This is a genomic window from Paroceanicella profunda, assembly GCF_005887635.2.
In the GTDB taxonomy this organism is placed as follows: domain Bacteria; phylum Pseudomonadota; class Alphaproteobacteria; order Rhodobacterales; family Rhodobacteraceae; genus Paroceanicella; species Paroceanicella profunda.
In genome coordinates, this window is record NZ_CP040819.1 from 314326 (window position 1) to 332964 (window position 18639).

The 18639-nt window shown below is 69.8% G+C and carries 16 protein-coding genes and 1 pseudogene; 4 read left to right on the forward strand and 13 right to left on the reverse strand.

What is annotated here, in order from left to right:
* Nucleotides 1-3 precede the first annotated feature (3 nt).
* From FDP22_RS19465 to FDP22_RS19475, 3 genes are all read left to right on the forward strand, one after another.
* Nucleotides 4-936, forward strand: a complete 933-nt coding sequence (locus FDP22_RS19465; RefSeq protein WP_138573483.1) for a Gfo/Idh/MocA family protein — start codon at nt 4-6, stop codon at nt 934-936.
* Nucleotides 937-1010: 74 nt separating this feature from the next.
* Nucleotides 1011-2540 carry an aldehyde dehydrogenase (NADP(+)) gene (locus FDP22_RS19470; protein WP_138573481.1) on the forward strand — a complete coding sequence of 510 codons (1530 nt, stop codon included), beginning with the start codon at nt 1011-1013 and terminating at the stop codon, nt 2538-2540.
* Nucleotides 2537-3427: an SMP-30/gluconolactonase/LRE family protein gene (locus FDP22_RS19475; protein WP_138573479.1), complete on the forward strand. Its 891-nt coding sequence runs from the start codon at nt 2537-2539 to the stop codon at nt 3425-3427. Before FDP22_RS19470 ends, FDP22_RS19475 begins: the two co-directional genes overlap by 4 nt.
* Before the next feature lie 353 nt (nt 3428-3780).
* Here the strand turns inward: FDP22_RS19475 and FDP22_RS19480 are convergent, their stop codons facing one another.
* From FDP22_RS19480 to glpD, 12 genes and pseudogenes are all read right to left on the reverse strand, one after another.
* Nucleotides 3781-4305: an RES family NAD+ phosphorylase gene (locus tag FDP22_RS19480; protein ID WP_239031965.1), complete on the reverse strand. Its 525-nt coding sequence runs from the start codon at nt 4303-4305 to the stop codon at nt 3781-3783.
* A 201-nt stretch (nt 4306-4506) separates the two neighbouring features.
* On the reverse strand, nt 4507-4938 hold the full coding sequence (locus FDP22_RS19485) for an Imm50 family immunity protein (RefSeq protein WP_138573477.1): 432 nt from the start codon (nt 4936-4938) through the stop codon (nt 4507-4509).
* 88 nt (nt 4939-5026) lie between these two features.
* Nucleotides 5027-5377: an antitoxin Xre/MbcA/ParS toxin-binding domain-containing protein gene (locus FDP22_RS19490; RefSeq protein WP_138573475.1), complete on the reverse strand. Its 351-nt coding sequence runs from the start codon at nt 5375-5377 to the stop codon at nt 5027-5029.
* Between the two features lie 55 nt (nt 5378-5432).
* Nucleotides 5433-5918, reverse strand: coding sequence for a PaaI family thioesterase (locus FDP22_RS19495; protein ID WP_138573473.1), 486 nt, complete (start codon nt 5916-5918; stop codon nt 5433-5435).
* A 237-nt stretch (nt 5919-6155) separates the two neighbouring features.
* Nucleotides 6156-7631 (reverse strand): annotated as a pseudogene (gene glpK, locus FDP22_RS19500) (glycerol kinase GlpK); the annotation flags it as partial.
* 109 nt (nt 7632-7740) lie between these two features.
* Nucleotides 7741-9444: an ABC transporter substrate-binding protein gene (locus tag FDP22_RS19505; protein ID WP_138573469.1), complete on the reverse strand. Its 1704-nt coding sequence runs from the start codon at nt 9442-9444 to the stop codon at nt 7741-7743.
* A gap of 68 nt (nt 9445-9512) precedes the next feature.
* Nucleotides 9513-9785 (reverse strand): DUF2160 domain-containing protein, encoded by a 273-nt coding sequence (locus FDP22_RS19510; RefSeq protein ID WP_138573467.1) that lies wholly within the window; start codon nt 9783-9785, stop codon nt 9513-9515.
* Nucleotides 9786-9799: 14 nt separating this feature from the next.
* The gene (locus FDP22_RS19515) at nt 9800-10624 is read right to left on the reverse strand and encodes a carbohydrate ABC transporter permease (protein ID WP_138573465.1); all 825 of its coding nucleotides are present in this window, start codon (nt 10622-10624) and stop codon (nt 9800-9802) included.
* Complete coding sequence (locus FDP22_RS19520; protein ID WP_138573463.1) at nt 10624-11496, reverse strand: carbohydrate ABC transporter permease; 873 nt, start codon at nt 11494-11496, stop codon at nt 10624-10626. Before FDP22_RS19520 ends, FDP22_RS19515 begins: the two co-directional genes overlap by 1 nt.
* Nucleotides 11493-12575, reverse strand: a complete 1083-nt coding sequence (locus FDP22_RS19525; protein WP_138573461.1) for an ABC transporter ATP-binding protein — start codon at nt 12573-12575, stop codon at nt 11493-11495. The genes FDP22_RS19520 and FDP22_RS19525 overlap by 4 nt, the downstream gene beginning before the upstream one ends.
* A gap of 9 nt (nt 12576-12584) precedes the next feature.
* On the reverse strand, nt 12585-13676 hold the full coding sequence (locus tag FDP22_RS19530; RefSeq protein WP_138573459.1) for an ABC transporter ATP-binding protein: 1092 nt from the start codon (nt 13674-13676) through the stop codon (nt 12585-12587).
* Nucleotides 13677-13755: 79 nt separating this feature from the next.
* Complete coding sequence (gene glpD, locus FDP22_RS19535) at nt 13756-15273, reverse strand: glycerol-3-phosphate dehydrogenase (protein ID WP_138573457.1); 1518 nt, start codon at nt 15271-15273, stop codon at nt 13756-13758.
* A 293-nt stretch (nt 15274-15566) separates the two neighbouring features.
* Here glpD and FDP22_RS19540 point away from each other — a divergent pair, with 293 nt between their 5' ends.
* Nucleotides 15567-16346, forward strand: coding sequence for a DeoR/GlpR family DNA-binding transcription regulator (locus tag FDP22_RS19540; protein ID WP_138573455.1), 780 nt, complete (start codon nt 15567-15569; stop codon nt 16344-16346).
* 114 nt (nt 16347-16460) lie between these two features.
* On the opposite strand, the gene FDP22_RS19545 is transcribed toward FDP22_RS19540, so the two are convergent.
* A complete protein-coding gene (locus tag FDP22_RS19545; RefSeq protein WP_138573453.1) occupies nt 16461-18575 on the reverse strand; it encodes a putative bifunctional diguanylate cyclase/phosphodiesterase in 2115 nt (704 codons plus the stop codon).
* Nucleotides 18576-18639: the final 64 nt, after the last annotated feature.

The window sequence follows — 18639 nt, forward strand, 5'->3', positions numbered from 1 at the left end:
GAGATGAGCAAGGAGCCCTGGAAGGTCGCTGTCGTTGGCCTCGGCAAGATCGCCAACGACCAGCACCTGCCCTCCATCGCCCGGCTGCCGGACTACACGTTCGCCGCCTCGGTGAGCCGGTCGGGCGGCGTGGAGGGAGTGGAGAACTTCACCGAGCTGGACGCGCTGCTTGCCGCGCGCCCGGACATCGAGGTGATCTCGCTCTGCGTGCCGCCGCAGGTGCGCTACGAGATGGCCCGCGCGGCGCTGGAGGCCGGGCGGCACGTGATGCTGGAAAAACCCCCCGGCGCCACGCTGGGGGAGGTGGAGGACCTCTCCTCCCTCGCCGCCGAGCGCGGGTTGGTGCTCTATGCCACCTGGCATTCGCGCCACGCCCCCGCCGTGGGACCGGCGAAGGCCTGGATCGCGGAGCGCAGCCCTTCGGCCGTGCGCATCAACTGGAAGGAGGACGTGCGCGAGTGGCACCCCGGCCAGCAGTGGATCTGGGAGCCCGGCGGGCTGGGGGTCTTCGACCCCGGCATCAACGCGCTCTCGATGCTGACCGCGATCTGGCCGATGCCGATCCGCCTCGTCTCCGCCGAGCTGGGCTTCCCGGAGAACCGCGCCACCCCCATCCGCGCCGACCTCGCCCTGCGCGACCCGGCGGGAACCCCGATGGAGGTCGCCTTCGACTGGGCGCATGAGGGCCCGCCGCTGTGGGACCTGGAGGTGGACGCCTCCGGCGAGACGCTGAAGCTCTCGGGCGGCGGCAAGCGCATGGAGGTTGACGGGCGGCTGGTGCTCGAGGAACCGGAGGCAGAATACGACGGTCTTTACCGCGAATTCGCCGGCCTCCTTGACACCGGCGCCCGGAATGTCGACGTCACACCCTTGCGCATCGTCGCCGATGCCTTCCTGACCGGCCGGATCACCCACACCGCGCCGTTCCACGACTGAACACACGGACACCCGTCAGGGGCCGGCCTGCCGTGAGGGCGGGCCGGCCCCGGCGGTACGCACAGGAGACAGTCATGACAGACAGCTACATCCCCACCGGCCGGCATCTGATTGCCGGGGAGTGGATCACCTCCCCCGCCACCTTCGAGTCCGACCCGGTGAGCGGGCCGAAGGCCACCATCAGCCTCGCCACCGCGGCCGACGTGGACAGCGCTGTTCAGGCGGCCGAGGAAGCCTTCTGGACCTATGGCTACACCACGCGGGAGGAGCGCGCGGTCTTCCTGGAAAAGATCGCCGAGGAGATCGAGGCGCGCGGCGCGAAGATCACCGATATCGGCACCCGCGAGACCGGCCTGCCCGCCGGGCGCCTGGAGGGCGAGCGCGGCCGCACCACCGGCCAGCTCCGCCTGTTCGCAGCGCATATCCGCAAGGGCGATTACCTGGACCGCCGCTACGACAAGGCCCTGCCCGACCGCCAGCCGATGGCGCGCCCGGACATCCGGCTGATGGAGCGCCCGCTCGGCCCCGTGGGCGTGTTCGGCGCCTCGAACTTCCCGCTCGCCTTCTCCACCGCGGGCGGTGACACCGCCTCCGCCCTCGCCGCCGGCTGCCCGGTGGTCGTGAAGGGCCACCCGGCGCATCCCGGCACCGGCGAGATCGTGGCCGAGGCCATCGACGCGGCCATCCGCGCCTGCGGCCTGCCGGCCGGCGTGTTCTCTCTCGTGCAGTCCAACACCCGTGAGGCCGGCGAGGCGCTGGTCCAGCACCCGCTGATCACTGCCGTTGGCTTCACCGGCTCGCTCGGCGGCGGACGCGCGCTCTACAACCTCGCCTGCGCCCGGCCGAACCCCATCCCGTTCTACGGTGAGCTCGGCTCGGTGAACCCGATGTTCGTGCTGCCCGAGGCGCTTGCCGCGCGCGGCACCGAGATCGCCTCCGGCTGGGCCGGCTCGCTCACCATGGGCGTGGGGCAGTTCTGCACCAATCCCGGCGTGGCCGTGCTGCTCGACGGCGCCGATGCCGATGCCTTCGAGAAGGAAGCCGGCGCCGTGCTCTCGGGCACCGATGCCCAGCCGATGCTGGTCGGCGGCATTGCCGATGCCTACCGCTCGGGCCGCGACATGCTGGCCGGACAGGAGGGCGTGCGTCAGGCGCTGTGTTCCTCCGGCGAGGGCCGCCGCAACGCGCCCGACCTGCTGGTGACCACCGGTGAGGCCTTCCTCGCCGATCCGAAGCTGCACACGGAAGTGTTCGGCCCGCTGGGCCTGATGGTCCGCGCCGCCGACGCGGGCGAGATGCTCGACATCGCGCGCAGCCTCGAGGGCCAGCTCACCTGCACCCTGCAGATGGACGCGGGCGACACCGAGCTGGCGGGGGACCTGATGCCGGTGCTGGAGCGCAAGGCCGGCCGGATCCTGGCCAACGGCTTCCCCACCGGGGTCGAGGTCTGCGATGCGATGATGCATGGCGGGCCATACCCGGCGGCCACCTCGCACACCACCTCGGTGGGCACGCTGGCGATCCGCCGCTTCCTGCGGCCGGTGAGCTATCAGAACATCCCCGAGGGCCTGCTTCCCGCCGACCTCCAGGGCTCCGCGGAATGAGCGGCGCGCCGGAGATCCGTGCCCTCGGCGCTCCGGCGGCGACCCTGGGCGAAGGCCCCTCCTGCGACCCCCTCACGGGGGTCGTGACCTGGTTCGACATCCTCGGCAAGACGCTCTACGAGCATGACCCGGAGGCCGGCACCACCCGCACCCACGCGTTGCCGATGCGCTGCAGCGCCCTCGCGGCGGTGGACGCGGAACGCCAGCTCGTGGTGTCGGAAGCCGGCCTGTTCCTGCGTGACCGCGCCAGTGGCGCGCTGAGCCTGCACCGCCCGCTGGAGGCGGACCGGCCGGACACCCGCTCCAACGATTCCCGCACCCACCCCTCCGGCGCCTTCTGGATCGGCACCATGGGGATCGACGCGGCCCCCGGCGCCGGGGCGATCTACTGGTACCGCGCGGGGGAGATCCGCCGCCTGTTCGACGCCATCACCGTGCCGAACGCCATCTGCTTCTCGCCCGACGGGCGCACCGGCTATTTCACCGACACCCCGACCGGCATCATCAACCGTGTCGCCCTTGACCCGGCCACCGGCCTGCCCGTCGGCGCCCCGGACCCCTTCGACACCGGCCACGGCCGGGGCGAGCCGGACGGCGCGGTGGTTGACGCGGACGGCTGCCTCTGGGTGGCGCGCTGGGACGGCGGCTGCCTGGAGCACCTCTCGCCCGAGGGCGCGCTGATCGCCACCATCGACCTGCCGGTGACCCGGCCCACTTGCCCGGTGTTCTTCGGGGCGGGGGCGGGGCGGATGATCCTCACCTCGGCGCGCGAGGGGCTGGGCCCGGACGCCCTTGCCGCCACGCCGCAGGCCGGGTGCAGCTTCGAGATCCGCCTCGCCACGCCCTTCTCCGGCAAGCTGGACGCGCCGGTGGCACTCGCGCCCTGAGGCGCCGCCGTCACGCGCGCCCCGACGCGCGGGCGGCAGGCCGCGGGCCCGGGAGGTCAGGCGCTGGGCCCGGGCACCGGACGGTCCGTGCCGGGTTCCGGGCTCCGGATCGCGCCGTGAGCTCCGGATGACGGTTCTCATGGTACCGGCAAGGGGGGATGCGGAGCCCTGGCGCGCCGGGTCCGGATCCTGCCGCCGGAGTTCCCTTCCCCGCGCCGCCGTTCGGGCTCACAGGGCAGCGGAGTGCTCGGCATAGCGTCCCGGAGCCGCCTCGCGCATCCCTCGCCCGGCGCCCCCGGAGGAACTTCAGCAAGCGCTGCTCCGCGGGCGTGCACTCGAAACAGCCCGCCGGCTCAGCCCGGACGGGTGGGCAACCGGCCGTCCTCGTCGATGAGGGTCACCTGCGCCGGCGTCCCCGGCCCCCAGGCCCAGAACACGATGTTGTCCTCCGCGGGCATTGCACCGGCGGCGAAGCTGGGCACGCGCAGCGCGGCATAGCCGGCGGCGGCGAGGCGCAGGGCCAGCGCCTGGCTGGCAGGCACCCGGCCCTCCAGCATCTCGCGGTTCCAGGCCGGGCAGTCGAGATCTGCGGGGCGCAGGCCCTCGGCGGCCCGGGCGGCGGGGTCGGTGGCGTCGAAGAGCGCGTCCGTCTCCACCGCGTAGGCGCACAGGGTGAGCGGCTGCATCGGGCGGCCCAGCGGGCTCGCCTCGCGGATGGCGCCGAGCGGGGTGAGCGCGGTGTAGAGCGCCGGCGTGCCGGGCGGGTTGAACCGGCCGCCAAAGCGCCGCGCTCCCTCGCCCGAGAGCGGCGCCCAGGCCCATTGCGGGTTGTGCGCCCGGTAGACGAGCCCTTCGAAACGCACGGCAGCGGCAGGCATCGGCGGATCTCCGTCAGGTCGGGCGGCGTGAGGCGGGGGTGGCTGACAGGCGCTCGGGCAGGAGCCGTTCGGGCTTCCGCAACAAGGCCGAAGGGGCCGGGACATCTGCGAACCGACCTCGGTTGGCTCCGGTCCGGGCGACAGGGACGCGCCCGTGAAGCCTGCCTCGCGCCAGCAGGAGACGACGGCCCGGGAGAGGGGTCATTCCCGCGCCGGCCGACCCGGCACGAAGGAGATCTCCAGCGTCTTCGCCCTGATGAAGCCGTCCATCCCGTAGCAGGGGAGCAATTCGATTTCGATGTCGTCCTCATCCTGCGGCAGGCTGTGGTGGCCGGCACGGCCCCTGTCTTTTGCGCGTTGGAGGATGAGGCCCGCGATGACGTTCTGGCTGCTGAAGCCGTCCAGTTGAAGGTCCACGATGCCAGTCATGCTGAACGTCACGACTGCGTGCCTGTCCAGCCTGAAATAACCGTCGGAGGTGCGCTCGCCCGTCCTGATCCAGCCATGTATCCTCAGGGCGCTGCTTCCGGCGCTGTCGAGCGACAGGCTGACGATTTCGGCGTCATGAAAGGTCGGAACCTCTCCGAACCAGTTCAGAAGCGCATCGCCCCCGGGAAAATCCGAATATTTCATGTATGACGGCCCCGATGTCGCTTGCCTTCAGATATCGATGCGACGGAGCGTGCCGCCCGGGCAGGCGGGGGACCGCCCCGCGCACGCGTCAGGCATAGCCGCCGGCCATCACCCGGTCGAGCCAGGCATGCACCTGGTCGGCATGGCCCTCGCGCACCAGCTGGTCGGGGGTCATGCCGCCGAAGCCGGCCAGGGGCTCGGAGCGGAACCAGGCATAGGCGGCCAGTTGCGAGCCGGCCACTGCCTCCACCCGGTTCAGGATCTCGACCATCTCGCGCAGCCGTGTCTGGGTCTTGCGGGCCGAAATGCGTGAGGCGCGAGAAAAGGCGTCCTGCCCCAGCCCCAGCGTGCTGGCAATCTCGGTGCGCGTGGTGCGCAGCGCGGTGGCGATGCGGGCCGGGGAAAACACCCGGCCTTCGATGTACTGCGCAATCTGCATGGCGAGACCTCATGTTTGCTTACGCAAGATAGCGTCAGGAAACCTGTGTTTCAAGTCACCCTGCGCCGGTCTCCGCGGTGGCGCCCCGACCGGGCAGGCAGATGAGCGTCTGCTGCCCGGCGGCGACCAGGCGCCCGGGGCCCTCCGTGCCCTCATGGGCCGAGACCTCGAGCTGGCAGACGGTCAGCGTGCGCCCGGCGCGCAGCACCCGGCCCTCGGCCACGAGATGGGTGCCCTGCGCGGGCGCGAGCAGGTTCAGCTTGAACTCCACGGTCAGCACCTCGCTGCCCGGCGGGAACACCGTCAGCCCCGCGTAGCCACCGGCGGAATCCGCGATCGAGGACGTGCCGCCGGCGTGGAAATACCCGTGCTGCTGGGTGAGTTCCGGGCGGTAGGGCAAGGCGATGCACACCAGCCCGTGCGCCACGCGGCTGAGCCGGGCGCCAAGATGGGCCATGAGGCCCTGCCGGGCGAAACTGTCGCGCACCCGGGCCTCGGCCTCCGGGTCCGGCGCCGCTCCGATGCTGGCATTGGGTGTCATTGCCCTTCCCTCCCGCTGGCCGGTTCCGCTGACGCCGGCGTGTCCCTCGCGCCCCCGCTGCGGCGTCTCCCGGCCGCGCGGCACCGTGCCCGGCCCGCGCGGGAGCGCCAGTTAACCACGGCGCCACGGCGCGGCGCACCGGAAATCTGCGCCGCCTTACACCGAACCGGCGGAGACCCCGGCTGCGGGCGCCGCGTCGGGCTTCGCCGGGGCCGGATCGTCGGAGGCGGGGCGTACGAGGGTGCGGCGCACCGCGTCGCGCCAGCCGGCGTGGCGGGCTTCGCGCGTCTGCGCGCTCATCTCGGGCTGGAACCGGCGCTCCAGCGCCCAGCTCTGCGCGAACTCCTCCGGCCCGGGGCAGAGGCCGGCCTGCATCGCGGCCAGGAAGGCGGCGCCGAGCGCGGTGGTTTCCTTGACCACCGGCCGGTCCACCGGGGCGCCCAGCATGTCGGCGAGGAACTGCATGGACCAGTCGGAGGCGGACATGCCGCCGTCCACCCGAAGCACCGTCTCGGCGGAGCCCTTCCAGTCTCCGCGCATGGCGTCGAACAGGTCCCGCGTCTGGTAGGCGACGCTCTCCAGCGCGGCGCGCGCCAGTTCCGCAGGGCCCGTGGCCCGGGTGATACCGTAGATCGCGCCGCGGCACTCCGCATCCCACCAGGGGGCGCCGAGGCCGGTGAAGGCGGGCACCATGTAGAGGGAGGAGGCCGGGTCCGCCACCTCCGCGAGCCCTTGGGTTTCAGAGGCTTCACGGATGATCTTCAACCCGTCTCTCAGCCATTGCACCACCGCTCCGGCGATGAAGATGGAACCCTCCAGCGCGTAGGTGGGTTTGCCGCCGAGCTGATAGGCGATGGTGGTGAGCAGGCGGTTCTGCGAGGTGACCGGCTTCTCACCGGTGTTGAGCAGCGCGAAGCAGCCGGTGCCGTAGGTGCTCTTGAGCATGCCGGGCCGGAAGCAGGCCTGGCCCACCGTGGCGGCCTGTTGGTCTCCCGCCACGCCGAGAATGGGGATGGGGCGGCCGAAGAGATCGGCCCGGGTCATGCCGAAGGCGGCGGCACTGTCGCGCACCTCCGGCAGCATGGCGGCGGGGATGTCCAGCAGCTTCAGCAGGTCCTCGTCCCAGCAGCCGCGGTGGATGTCGTAGAGCATGGTGCGCGCGGCGTTGGTGGCGTCCGTCACATGGGCCGCGCCGCCGGTGAGCTTCCAGATCAGGTAGGTGTCCACGGTGCCGAACATCAGCGCGCCGGCCTTCGCGCGGGCGCGCGCGCCCTCCACATGGTCGAGGATCCAGGCCAGCTTGGTGGCGGAGAAATAGGGGTCCAGCCGCAGGCCGGTGCGCTCGGCCACCAGGGCCTCGCAGCCCTCCTCGCGCAGGCGGCGGCAGAAATCGGCGGTGCGCCGGTCCTGCCAGACGATGGCGCGATGGATGGGGCGGCCGGTGGCGCGCTCCCAGACCAGGGTGGTCTCACGCTGGTTGGTGATGCCGATGGCGGCGATGTCGGAGGGGCCCAGGCCGGCGCGCTCCAGCGCCTCGCGGCAGGTGCCCGCGGTGGTGGACCAGATGTCCTCGGGCGCGTGCTCCACGCAGCCGGAGGCGGGGAAATGCTGGGCGAATTCCTCCTGCCCCACCGCCTTCACCTGCAAGGCCTCGTCGAAGACGATGGCGCGGCTGGAGGTGGTGCCCTGGTCGATGGCGAGCACATGGGTCATGGGAGGGGCTCCGGTGTGCGGAAAGGGTCGGGAGAGCCCGGCGCGGGCCGGGGGAAGGCCCGCGCCGGGCGGGATAGGGCGGCGCGCGGGGGGCGCCGCCCGGGCCTGCTCACTGCTGCCAGGACTTGATGAGCTCGTCGTAGCTCACGGTCTGCGGCGCAGGCTTCTCGTTGTCGAGCTTCGGCTTCGGCGCGCCGGGCTGTGCCAGCCAGTAGTCGGCGCCCTCCTCGTCGTTCAGCTTCGGCCCGAGGTCACCCTGGATGCCGGCCCGCTCGAGGCGGGAAAGCACCTTCTCCTGCGCTTCGCACAGGCTGTCGAGGGCCTCCTGCGCGGTCTTGGCGCCGGAGGAGGCATCACCGATGTTCTGCCACCAGAGCTGGGCGAGCTTGGGGTAGTCCGGGATGTTGGTGCCGGTCGGTGTCCACTGGGTGCGGGCGGGCGAGCGGTAGAACTCCACCAGTCCGCCGAGTTTGGGCGCGCGCTCGGTGAAGCTCTCGTCCTCCACGGTCGACTTGCGGATGAAGGTCAGCCCCTCGTGGGACTTCTTCACGTCCACGGTCTTGGAGGTGACGAACTGGGCGTAGAGCCAGGCCGCCTTGGCGCGGTCCACCGGGGTGGATTCCATCAGCGTCCAGGAACCCGCGTCCTGATAGCCCACCTTCATGCCCTCTTCCCAGTAGGCGCCGTGCGGGCTGGGGGCGAGACGCCATTTCGGCGTGCCGTCCTCGTTGACCACTGGCAGGCCCGGCTCCACCAGAGAGGAGACGAAGGTGGTGTACATGAACATCTGCTGGGCGATGTTGCCCTGCGCGGGCACGGGGCCTGCCTCCGAGAAGGTCATGCCGGCGGCTGCGGGCGGCGTGTATTTCTTCAGCCACTCGATGTATTTCTCGATGGCATAGACCGCCGCGGGAGAGTTGGTCGCCCCGCCGCGCGCCATGCACGAGCCCACGGGCTGGGACTTCTCGTTCACCCGGATGCCCCATTCGTCCACCGGCAGGCCGTTCGGGGTGCCCTTGTCGCCTTCGCCGGCCATGGAGAGCCAGGCATCGGTGAAGCGCCAGCCGAGCGAGGGGTCCTTCTTGCCGTAGTCCATGTTGCCATAGACCTTCTGGCCGTCCAGTTCCTTGCCGGTGAAGAACTCCGCGATGTCCTCATAGGCGGACCAGTTGACCGGCACGCCGAGATCGTAGCCGTATTTCTCCTTGAACTCGGCCATCAGCTCGGGGTTCGTGAACCAGTCGTACCGGAACCAGTAGAGGTTCGCGAACTGCTGGTCGGGAAGCTGGTACAGCTCGCCGTCCGGGCCGGTGGTGAAGGACAGGCCCATGAAATCGTCGAGGTCGAGGGTGGGCGAGGTCACGTCCGCGCCTTCGCCGGCCATCCACTTGGTCAGGTCGCGGGCCTGCTTGTAGCGCCAGTGGGTGCCGATGAGATCGGAATCATTGATGTAGGCGTCGTAGATGTTCTCGTTCGACTGCATCTGCGTCTGCAGCTTCTCGACCACGTCTCCCTCGCCGATGAGGTCATGGGTGAGGTTGATGCCGGTGATCTCGGAGAAGGCGCGCGCCAGGGTCTTGGACTCGTATTCATGCGTGGCGATGGTTTCGGAAACCACGCGGATGTCCATGCCCTTGAACGGCTCGGCGGCCTTCATGAACCATTCCATCTCCGCCTTCTGCTCCGCTTCGGAGAGGGTGGAGGGCTGGAATTCGGGCAGCCATTTCTCGATGGCCGCCTCGTCGGCCCATGCGCCGGAGGACCCGGCGATGAGCGCCACCATGGCGGCGGTGGCCCGGAATGCGGTTTTCATTGTTCTTTCCTCCCGTTTGCAACTGTGTCCGGACCCTGCGCCCTTGCGCCCGGCCCGACCGGACTGGTTCAGGCCCAGCGGAACATTGCCGCCGCCCAGACCAGGCAGATGATGAGGGCGCCCCAGAGTGGGGCCCCGAAAAGCGCCAGCCAGATCAGGCAGATGAACGCCGATCCGAGCAGGCTGATGAAGAAGCGGTCTCCCGGGGTGGTCTCGAAGTGGAAGATCCCCATGCGCGGCGCCTGCGGCGCCACGATCCCCCAGACGAGCATTCCGATGAGCATCAGGGCGATCACGCCGAAGAACAGCGCGGTCTCCGGGGTCCAGGCCATCCATGCCATAGCGTGTGTCCTCCTCAGACCCGGCCCAGGGCGAAGCCCTTGGCGATGTAATTGCGCACGAAGTAGATCACGAGCGCGCCGGGGATGATGGTGAGCACCCCGGCCGCCGCCAGCACGCCCCAGTCCAGCCCCGAGGCGGAAACGGTACGCGTCATCGTCGCCACGATCGGCTTTGCGTTCACCGAGGTGAGGGTGCGCGAGAGCAGCAGCTCCACCCAGGAGAACATGAAGCAGAAGAAGGCCGCCACGCCGATGCCGCTCGCCACCAGCGGCATGAAGATCTTCACGAAGAACTTCGGGAAGGAGTAGCCGTCGATGTAGGCGGTCTCGTCGATCTCCTTCGGCACGCCGGACATGAACCCCTCCAGGATCCACACCGCCAGCGGTACGTTGAACAGGCAATGCGCCAGCGCCACGGCGATATGCGTGTCGAACAGGCCGATGGAGGAGTAGAGCTGGAAGAACGGCAGCGCGAAGACCGCCGGCGGCGCCATCCGGTTCGACAGCAGCCAGAAGAACAGGTGCTTGTCGCCCAGGAAGTGATAGCGCGAGAAGGCATAGGCCGCCGGCAGCGCCACGGCGATGGAGATCACCGTGTTCATCACCACGTAGATGATGGAGTTCACGTAGCCCATGTACCAGCTCGGGTCCGTCAGGATGGTGGCGTAGTTCGCCAGCGTCGGGTTGTCCGGCCAGAGGGTGAAGGTGCTCAGGATCTCCTCGTTCGTCTTCAGGCTCATGTTCACCAGCCAGTAGATCGGCAGCATGAGGAAGAGGATGTAGAGAAGGGTGACGAGGACGGACCCGTTGAACCGCCGGGCCTGCATGACAGCCGCCATCACTTGCGCTCCGCTTTTTCGAGCGTCTTCATCACGGTGTAAAACACGTAGCTGAAGAGCATGATGATGAGGAAATAGACGATGGAGAACGCCGCCGCCGGCCCCAGGTCGAACTGGCCGATGGCCATCTTCACCAGGTCGATGGACAGGAAGGTGGTGGCATTGCCGGGGCCGCCGCCGGTGACCACGAAGGGCTCGGTGTAGATCATGAAACTGTCCATGAAGCGCAGCAGCACGGCGATGAGCAGCACGCCCTGCATCTTGGGCAGCTCGATGTAGCGGAACACCTTCCAGCGCGAGGCGCTGTCGATCTTCGCCGCCTGGTAATAGGCGTCGGGGATGGACTTCAGCCCGGCGAAGCACAGGAGCGCGACCAGCGAGGTCCAGTGCCAGACATCCATCACCACCACGGTGATCCAGGCATCCTCGATGTCGCGGGTGTAGTTGTAGTCGATGCCCAGGGCCGCGAGCGTGTGGCCCAGCAACCCGATGTCCACCCGGCCGAACACCTGCCAGATGGTGCCCACCACGTTCCAGGGGATCAGCAGCGGCAGCGCCATCAGGATCAGGCAGACGGAGGACCAGGCGCCCTTCTTGGGCATGTTGATCGCCACCACGATGCCCAGCGGGATCTCGATGATCAGGATGATCGCCGAGAACAGAAGCTGGCGCACGAAGGCGTCGCGGATGCGCTCGGAGGAGAGCACGTCCTCGAACCACTCCAGCCCCGCCCAGAAGAACTCGTTGTTCCCGAACGTGTCCTGCACCGAGTAGTTCACCACGGTCATCAGCGGGATGACGGCGGAGAAGGCCACCAGAACGAGCACGGGCAGCACCAGGAACCAGGCGCGATGGTTGGTTGTCTTGTTCATGGCTGGCCCTCCCCCGCGACGCGCCAGCCGTCGCGGTAGACATTCACCCGCGCCGGGTCGAAGACCACGCGGCGCGCGGCCTCGGGCACCGGGGCGCCCTCGGGCGCGAGCACGTTGATTTCCCGGTCATGGAAGCGGGTGCGGATGATCTTGTGGCGGCCCACGTCCTCGACGCGGGTGATCTCCACCGGCAGGCCGGCATCCCCCTCCACCAGGCGGGTGAATTCGGGGCGCACGCCGATCTCCATCCCCTGCCCGCCCGGGTAGCGCGCGGCGAGCGGCACCTGCGTGCCCTCCACCGTGGCCATGGCGCCGTCGATGCTGGCGGGCAGCAGGTTCATGCCCGGCGAGCCGATGAAATAGCCCACGAACGTGTGCGCCGGGCGCTCGAACAGCTCCTCCGGCGTGCCGATCTGCACCACCTCGCCCTCGCTCATCACCACCACGTGGTCGGCGAAGGTGAGCGCCTCGGTCTGGTCATGGGTCACGTAGATCATCGTGTGGCCGAATTCCTCGTGCAGGGCCTTCAGCTGGGTGCGCAGCTCCCATTTCATGTGCGGGTCGATCACGGTGAGCGGCTCGTCGAACAGGATGGCGTTCACGTTCTCGCGCACCATGCCGCGGCCGAGCGAGATCTTCTGCTTCGCATCCGCCGTGAGGCCGCGCGCCTTGCGGTTGAGCACGTCCGACATGCCGATCATCCCGGCGATGCTGCGCACCCGGGTGTCGACATAGGCCTCCTCCGCGCCCTTGTTGCGCAGCGGGAAGGCGAGGTTGTCGTAGACGGTCATCGTGTCGTAGACGACCGGGAACTGGAACACCTGCGCGATGTCGCGCGCCGCGGTGGGCAGGTCCGTCACGTCGGTGTCGCCGAACAGGATGCGGCCCTGGCTGGGGCGCAGAAGGCCCGAGATGATGTTGAGCAGCGTGGATTTCCCGCAGCCCGAGGGGCCGAGCAGCGCATAGGCCGCCCCGTCCACCCAGGCGTGGTTCAGCGTAGGTTTCAGCTGCCAGTCCGACGGCGCCTGCGGGTTCGGGCTGTAGGAATGTGCGAGGTCTTTGAGTGTGATACGTGCCATGTTTCCCCCTCAGGCCGCGCTGGCGTAAGCGGCGGCGGCGATGAGCCGCTCATCGGCGCCGAAGACGTAGACGTGCGCGGGGTCCACGAACACCTCCACGTCGGAGCCGTAGCGCAGCGGGTGCACCCCGTGCACCAGCGCCACCCAGCGGTCCCCGGCATGGTCGATGTGCACGAAGGTCTCCGAGCCGGTGATCTCCGTCACGGCCACGCGGGCGCGGAAGGCGAGCGCGTGCTCCGTGGGCCGCGCGATGTGCAGGTGGTCGGGGCGGAACCCGGCCAAGAGCGGGCCGTCCGGCAGGCCGGCCAGCGCGCCGGCGGCCGCCACGCTCTCACCCGCGCCGTAATGGAGGCGCTCGCCGCGTTTCTGCGCGGTGAGGAAGTTCATCGGCGGGTCGGAGAACACCCGTGCCGTGGTGGCGTCCGCCGGCTGGCGGTAGACGCTGGCCGTCGGGCCGAACTGGCTCACCCGGCCCTCCCACAGGCACACGGTGTTGCCGCCCAGCAGCAGCGCCTCGTGCGGCTCGGTGGTGGCATAGACGAAGATGGAGCCGGATTCCTCGAAGATCTTCGGAATCTCGGCGCGCAGCTCCTCGCGCAGCTTGTAGTCGAGGTTGGCGAGCGGCTCGTCCAGCAGGACGAGGCCCGCGTTCTTCACCAGCGCGCGCGCCAGGGCGCAGCGCTGCTGCTGGCCGCCCGACAGTTCCAGCGGCTTGCGCTCGAGCTGACGCTCGTTGAGCTTCATCAGCGCCGCGGTCTCGCGCACCCGGCGGTCGATCTCGGCCTTCGCCACCCCTGCCACGCGCAGCGGCGAGGCGATGTTGTCGTAGACGGTCATCGCGGGGTAGTTGATGAACTGCTGGTAGACCATCGCGACACGGCGGTCCTGCACCCGCCGGCCGGTGACATCCGCGCCGTCCCAGAAGATCCGGCCCTCGCTGGGCTGGTCCAGCCCGGCCATCAGCCGCATCAGCGAGGTCTTGCCCGAGAGCGTCGGTCCGAGCAGCACGTTCATCGTGCCCTTTTCGAGCGTGAGATCGGTGGGGTGGATCCACACCTCACCGTCCACGGCTTTCGAGGCGCCTTTGAGCACCAGGGTCATTCCCATCTCCTCCCTGTTCCGCGCGCCCCCCCGTTCGGGGCCACGCCGGCGCAGATTGTTCTGTTCGTGCGTGCCGCCTTCAGGCCGCGGCTGCGCACCGTGTCCGGATCCAGGCGTCGAGCGCCCGGGTTTCGTCATCGCTCAGGCGCAGCCCCATCTTGGAGCGCCGCCAGAGCAGGTCATCCGCCGAGCGGACCCATTCATGGGTCACCAGCCAGGACACCTCCGCCTCCGTGAGGTTCCAGCCGAAGCTGCGGCCCAGGTCCTCGGGCCCCTTCGCGTCGCCCAGCAGCTCGAAAGCCTCCGTGCCGTAGGCGCGCACCAGCCGGCGGGCCCAGCGGTCATCGAGGAACTGGTAGCGTGCCTTCAGTCGCCCGATGAGCGCCTCCACCTGCTGCACGGGGAAATCCCCCCCCGGCAGCGGCTTGCGCGCGGTCCAGCCGGCGCCCATGGCCGGGAAATACGGCGCGAGCTTGGCCAGCGCCGCCTCCGAGAGCCGGCGGTAGGTGGTGATCTTGCCGCCGAACACGTTGAGCGTGGGCAGCGCGCCATCCCGGTCATCGACCTTCAGCACATAGTCCCGCGTGGCCGCGGTGGCGGAGGAGGCGCCGTCGTCATACAGCGGGCGCACGCCGGAATAGGTCCAGACCACGTCCTCGTCCGACAGCGGGGTGGCGAAATATTCCGACGCGGCCTTCAGCAGGTAGGCCCGTTCCTCCGGCGTGCAGACCGGGGCGCCCGGCGCGTCCTTGTGCTCCTGGTCGGTGGTGCCGATCAGGGTGAAATCGGTCTCGTAGGGGATGGCGAAGATGATGCGCCCGTCCGACTGCTGGAAGATGTAGGGCCGGTCATGGTCGAACAGCCGCTTCGTCACGATATGGCTGCCGCGCACGAGGCGGATATGGTCGGCGCTGTTCTGGCGCACGCGGTTGCGCAGCACGTCGTCCACCCAGGGGCCGGCCGCGTTCACGATGGCCCTGGCCCGCTCAATGCGCTCGGCGCCGGTGTCCATGTCGCGCAGGCGCACCTGCCACAGCCCGTCCATCCGCTCGGCGCCCTCCACCCGCACCCGGGTGCAGATCCGCGCGCCGCGGGCGGCCGCGTCCCGCGCGTTGAGCGCCACGAGGCGGCTGTCCTCGACCCAGCAATCGGAATACTCGAACGCGCGGCGGAATTCCGGCTTCAGCGGCTTGCCGGCCGGGTCGGTGCGCAGGTCGATGGAGCGCGTGGCGGGGAGGATCTTCCGCCCGCCCAGATGATCGTAGATGAACAGGCCCAGCCGCAGCAGCCAGGCCGGGCGCAGCCCCTTGTGATGCGGCAGCACGAAGCGCAGCGGCCAGGAGATGTGCGGCATGGCCACCAGCAGCGTCTCGCGCTCGATCAGCGCCTCGCGCACCAGCCGGAACTCGTAATATTCGAGATAGCGCAGCCCGCCGTGGAACAGCTTGGTGGAGGAGGAGGAGGTGGCCTGCGCCAGGTCTCCCTGCTCGGCCAGCAGCACCGACAACCCCCGGCCCGCCGCGTCACGGGCTATGCCGCAGCCGTTCACGCCGCCGCCTATGATGAGGAGATCGTAGCTGTTTTCGGGTTTGGTCATGTGGCGGCTTTTGATCGTTACCGTTCGTTGCGCTTCAGTTGCCCTTAGTCATGCGCGGATTCGCGCGAGTCTGTCAACACAGCTTCGTGAAATTTCGCCGAATGGTTCGGAGCGCGGGCCCTTTCGCCGGGCGAGGCCGTGCCTTCCCGGGAGTGTGCGGCGCCTCAATCTGCCAAGCTCCCGCCAAGGTGTTGTGCTGCAAGTGCAAAACGCGGCTGCAGCACGTCTCGGCGCAGTTGCGCCGCCGGCACAACTGCCCTATAGAAAACGAAAGCAAAGCAACGAAAGCGAACATGCTCACTTCCGTACGCCAGCAGCAGATCCTCGAGATCGCGCGCGAATCCGGCCATGTCGTGGTCGAAACGCTCGCCGAACGCTTCGCCGTCAGCCCGCAGACCATCCGGCGCGACCTCAACGAGCTGTGCGACCGCTCGCTTCTCGCGCGCACCCATGGCGGAGCGATGCTGCCCTCGGGCGTGGTGAACGTGGGCTACGACACGCGGCGCGACTTCATGTACGCGGAGAAGGAGGCGATCGGGCGGATCTGCGCCGAGCACATCCCCGACGGCAGTTCCATCTTCATCAACATCGGCACCACCACGGAGGCGGTGGCGCGCAACCTGATGCGCCAGCGCAACCTGATGGCCATCACCAACAACGTGAACGTGGCCACCACGCTCTCGGCCAACCCGAGCTGCGAGGTGGTGGTGGCCGGCGGCGTGCTGCGCCGCTCGGACGGCGGGATCATCGGCGAGGCGACCATCGATTTCATCCGCCAGTTCCGGGTGGATATCGGCGTGATCGGCGCCTCGGCCATCGACGCGGACGGCACCCTGCTGGACTTCGACTACCGCGAGGTGCGCGTGGCCCAGGCCATCATCGAGAACGCCCGGCGGGTGTTCCTGGTGGCCGACGCCTCGAAGTTCGACCGCACGGCGCCGGTGCGCATCTGCCCGTTCACCAACCTCTCGGCGCTGTTCACCAATGCGCCGCCCCCCGAGGCGATCACGGCACTGGCCCGGGAGAACGGCATCACCATCGAGATCGCGGGCGAGGGCACGCCTCCGGCGTGACGGCTAGGGCGCCCACCTGTGTGACAGTGAGAGCGCGCCGCCAGGGTGTAGCGACGAAGGCGCGCTGCCGGCGCGACGGCGAGGGGCCATCTCCGGCGTACCGTCCGCGGCCGTTCAGTGGCGGGTGCCGCCCGGCCCGCGCCCCGGCATCTCCAGCAGGGCGGCGAAGGCCGCGGCCGGCATGGGCTGGCCGAAGAGAAACCCCTGCCCCTCCTCGCAGGCCTGCCGGCGCATGCGCCCGGCCTGCTCGGCGGTCTCCACCCCCTCGGCGATGACCCCGAGGTTGAACCCCGCGGCAAGGCGGGTGACCGCCTCGATGATCGCGAGATCATGGGGGGACTCTCCGGAGCCCACGAAGGACCGGTCGATCTTCAGGCGGCTGGCGGGGTAGTGCTTGAGCATGCTGAACGAGGCAAAGCCGGTGCCGAAATCGTCGAAGGCGATGCCCACGCCCCGGGTGCGCAGGTATTGCAGCGGCGCGGTGAGGGCGGCGTCACTGTGCAGCATCACCTTCTCGGTGATCTCCAGTTCCAGCGCCTCCGGCGGCAGGCCGCTGTCGGAGAGGGCCCGGTCCACCGTGGCCACGAAGCCGCGGGCGTTGAACTGGCTGGCGAACACGTTCACCCCGATCCGCAGGTTGCGCCCGGTCGCCGCGCGCCAGGTGGCGGCCTGGCCGCAGGCGGTGCGCAGCACCCATTCCCCCACGGGAATGGCCAGCGAATCCGCCTCCAGCACCGCGATGAAGGCAGCGGGGGAAAGCAGGCCCTGCTCCGGGTGGTTCCAGCGGATGAGCGCCTCCGCGCCGGTGATCTCGCCGTCGCGCAGCCGCACCTGGGGCTGGTAGAACAGCTCGAACTCGCCCCGTTCCCAGGCCCGGCGCAGGCCGGAACTGATGGCACTGCGCCGCCGCGCGGTCTGGCGCAGGTCCTCGGTGAAGACGCGGGCGATGTTCGCGCCGCTGGCCTTGGCGCGCAGCAGCGCGAGATCGGCATTGCCGATCACCACATCCGGGTCCGGCAGGCTGCCGGGCACGGTGGCGGCGATGCCGACGTTGGCGCCTACGTGCAGGACCGCCTCACCGCAGGGGATCGGCGCGCGCACCGCGGCAATCAGCGTGTCGGCGAGGGCGGCGGCGGTGCGCAGGTCGGCTTCGCCCCCCTCCAGGCAGATGGCGAATTCGTCGCTTCCCAGCCGTGACACGCTGCCCTGCCCGCCCACCTGCTCCAGCAGGCGCCGTGCCACCACGCGCAGCACGTGGTCGCCCACCCGGTGCCCGCGCATGGTGTTCACGTCCTTGAAGCCGTCGATGTCGACCAGCAGCATGAGCGCCGGGCGCCCGGCCTCCCCGGCGCGGCCCAGCCGGGCGCGCAGCGCGGCGCGGTCCTCCAGGCCGGTGAGCGTGTCACGCCCCGGCGAGGGGCTTTCGCAATCGGAGGTGTGCAATTCGCGGATCAGCGCGCCGAACAGGCGCAGGCCGGCGGTCTCCCAGCTCGAGATCGTGATCTCGATGGGCAGCTCCCGGCCGTCGCGGTGGCGCGCCAGGGTCTGCAGCGGCGGGTAGTGGCGGGGGGCCGCGCTGTCCGCGCTGCGGTCCAGCCCGTGGCGGTGGCGTTCCTGCAGGCGCGGCGGGATGATCAGGTCCAGCGGCTGGCCGAGCGCCTCGGCGGCGGTGTAGCCGAACATGCGCTCGGCGGCGGCGTTCCAGTCCAGGATGCGGTTCGCGGCATCGGCACAGAGCACGGCATCCCCGGGCACGGCGCGCGGCGCATCGGCGGTGAGCTTGGAGAGACCCTCGGCGGAAAGGGCCGCCAGTTCCGTGAGCAGCGCGAGATGGGAGGCGGGAAGCGCGGGGCGCACGCCGGGGCCCGCGACACAGAGGCACCCCAGCAGCCGCCCCGCGACATCGCGCACCGGGGCTCCGGCCACGAAGGCGAGGCCCGAATCCACTCCGGCCGGCAGGGCGCAGGCCCCGCCCGCCCGCGCCAGCACGCCCAGGGTTCCGGCCTCGGGCATGCCCTCGTCCGGCAGGCCGGTGCGCAGCAGCACGCGCGGAGCGCTGCCATCCGGTTCGCAGCGCGCGAGACAGGCGAAGGGCACGTCGAGGGCGAGCTGTGCGAGGCGGATCACCCGTTCCGGGGCGTCCTGCTCGGGCAGATGTGCCGAATGGTCGTCAAAGAGCCCTGTCAGGCCGGGCGGTGCTGCCGGGCGGGGTGCGTGCTCTCGGGGCATGGCCGTCTCGCTTCGATGAAAGTGCACTGTCCGAAAACCCCCTGCGGGCAACTCTCCCCGTCAG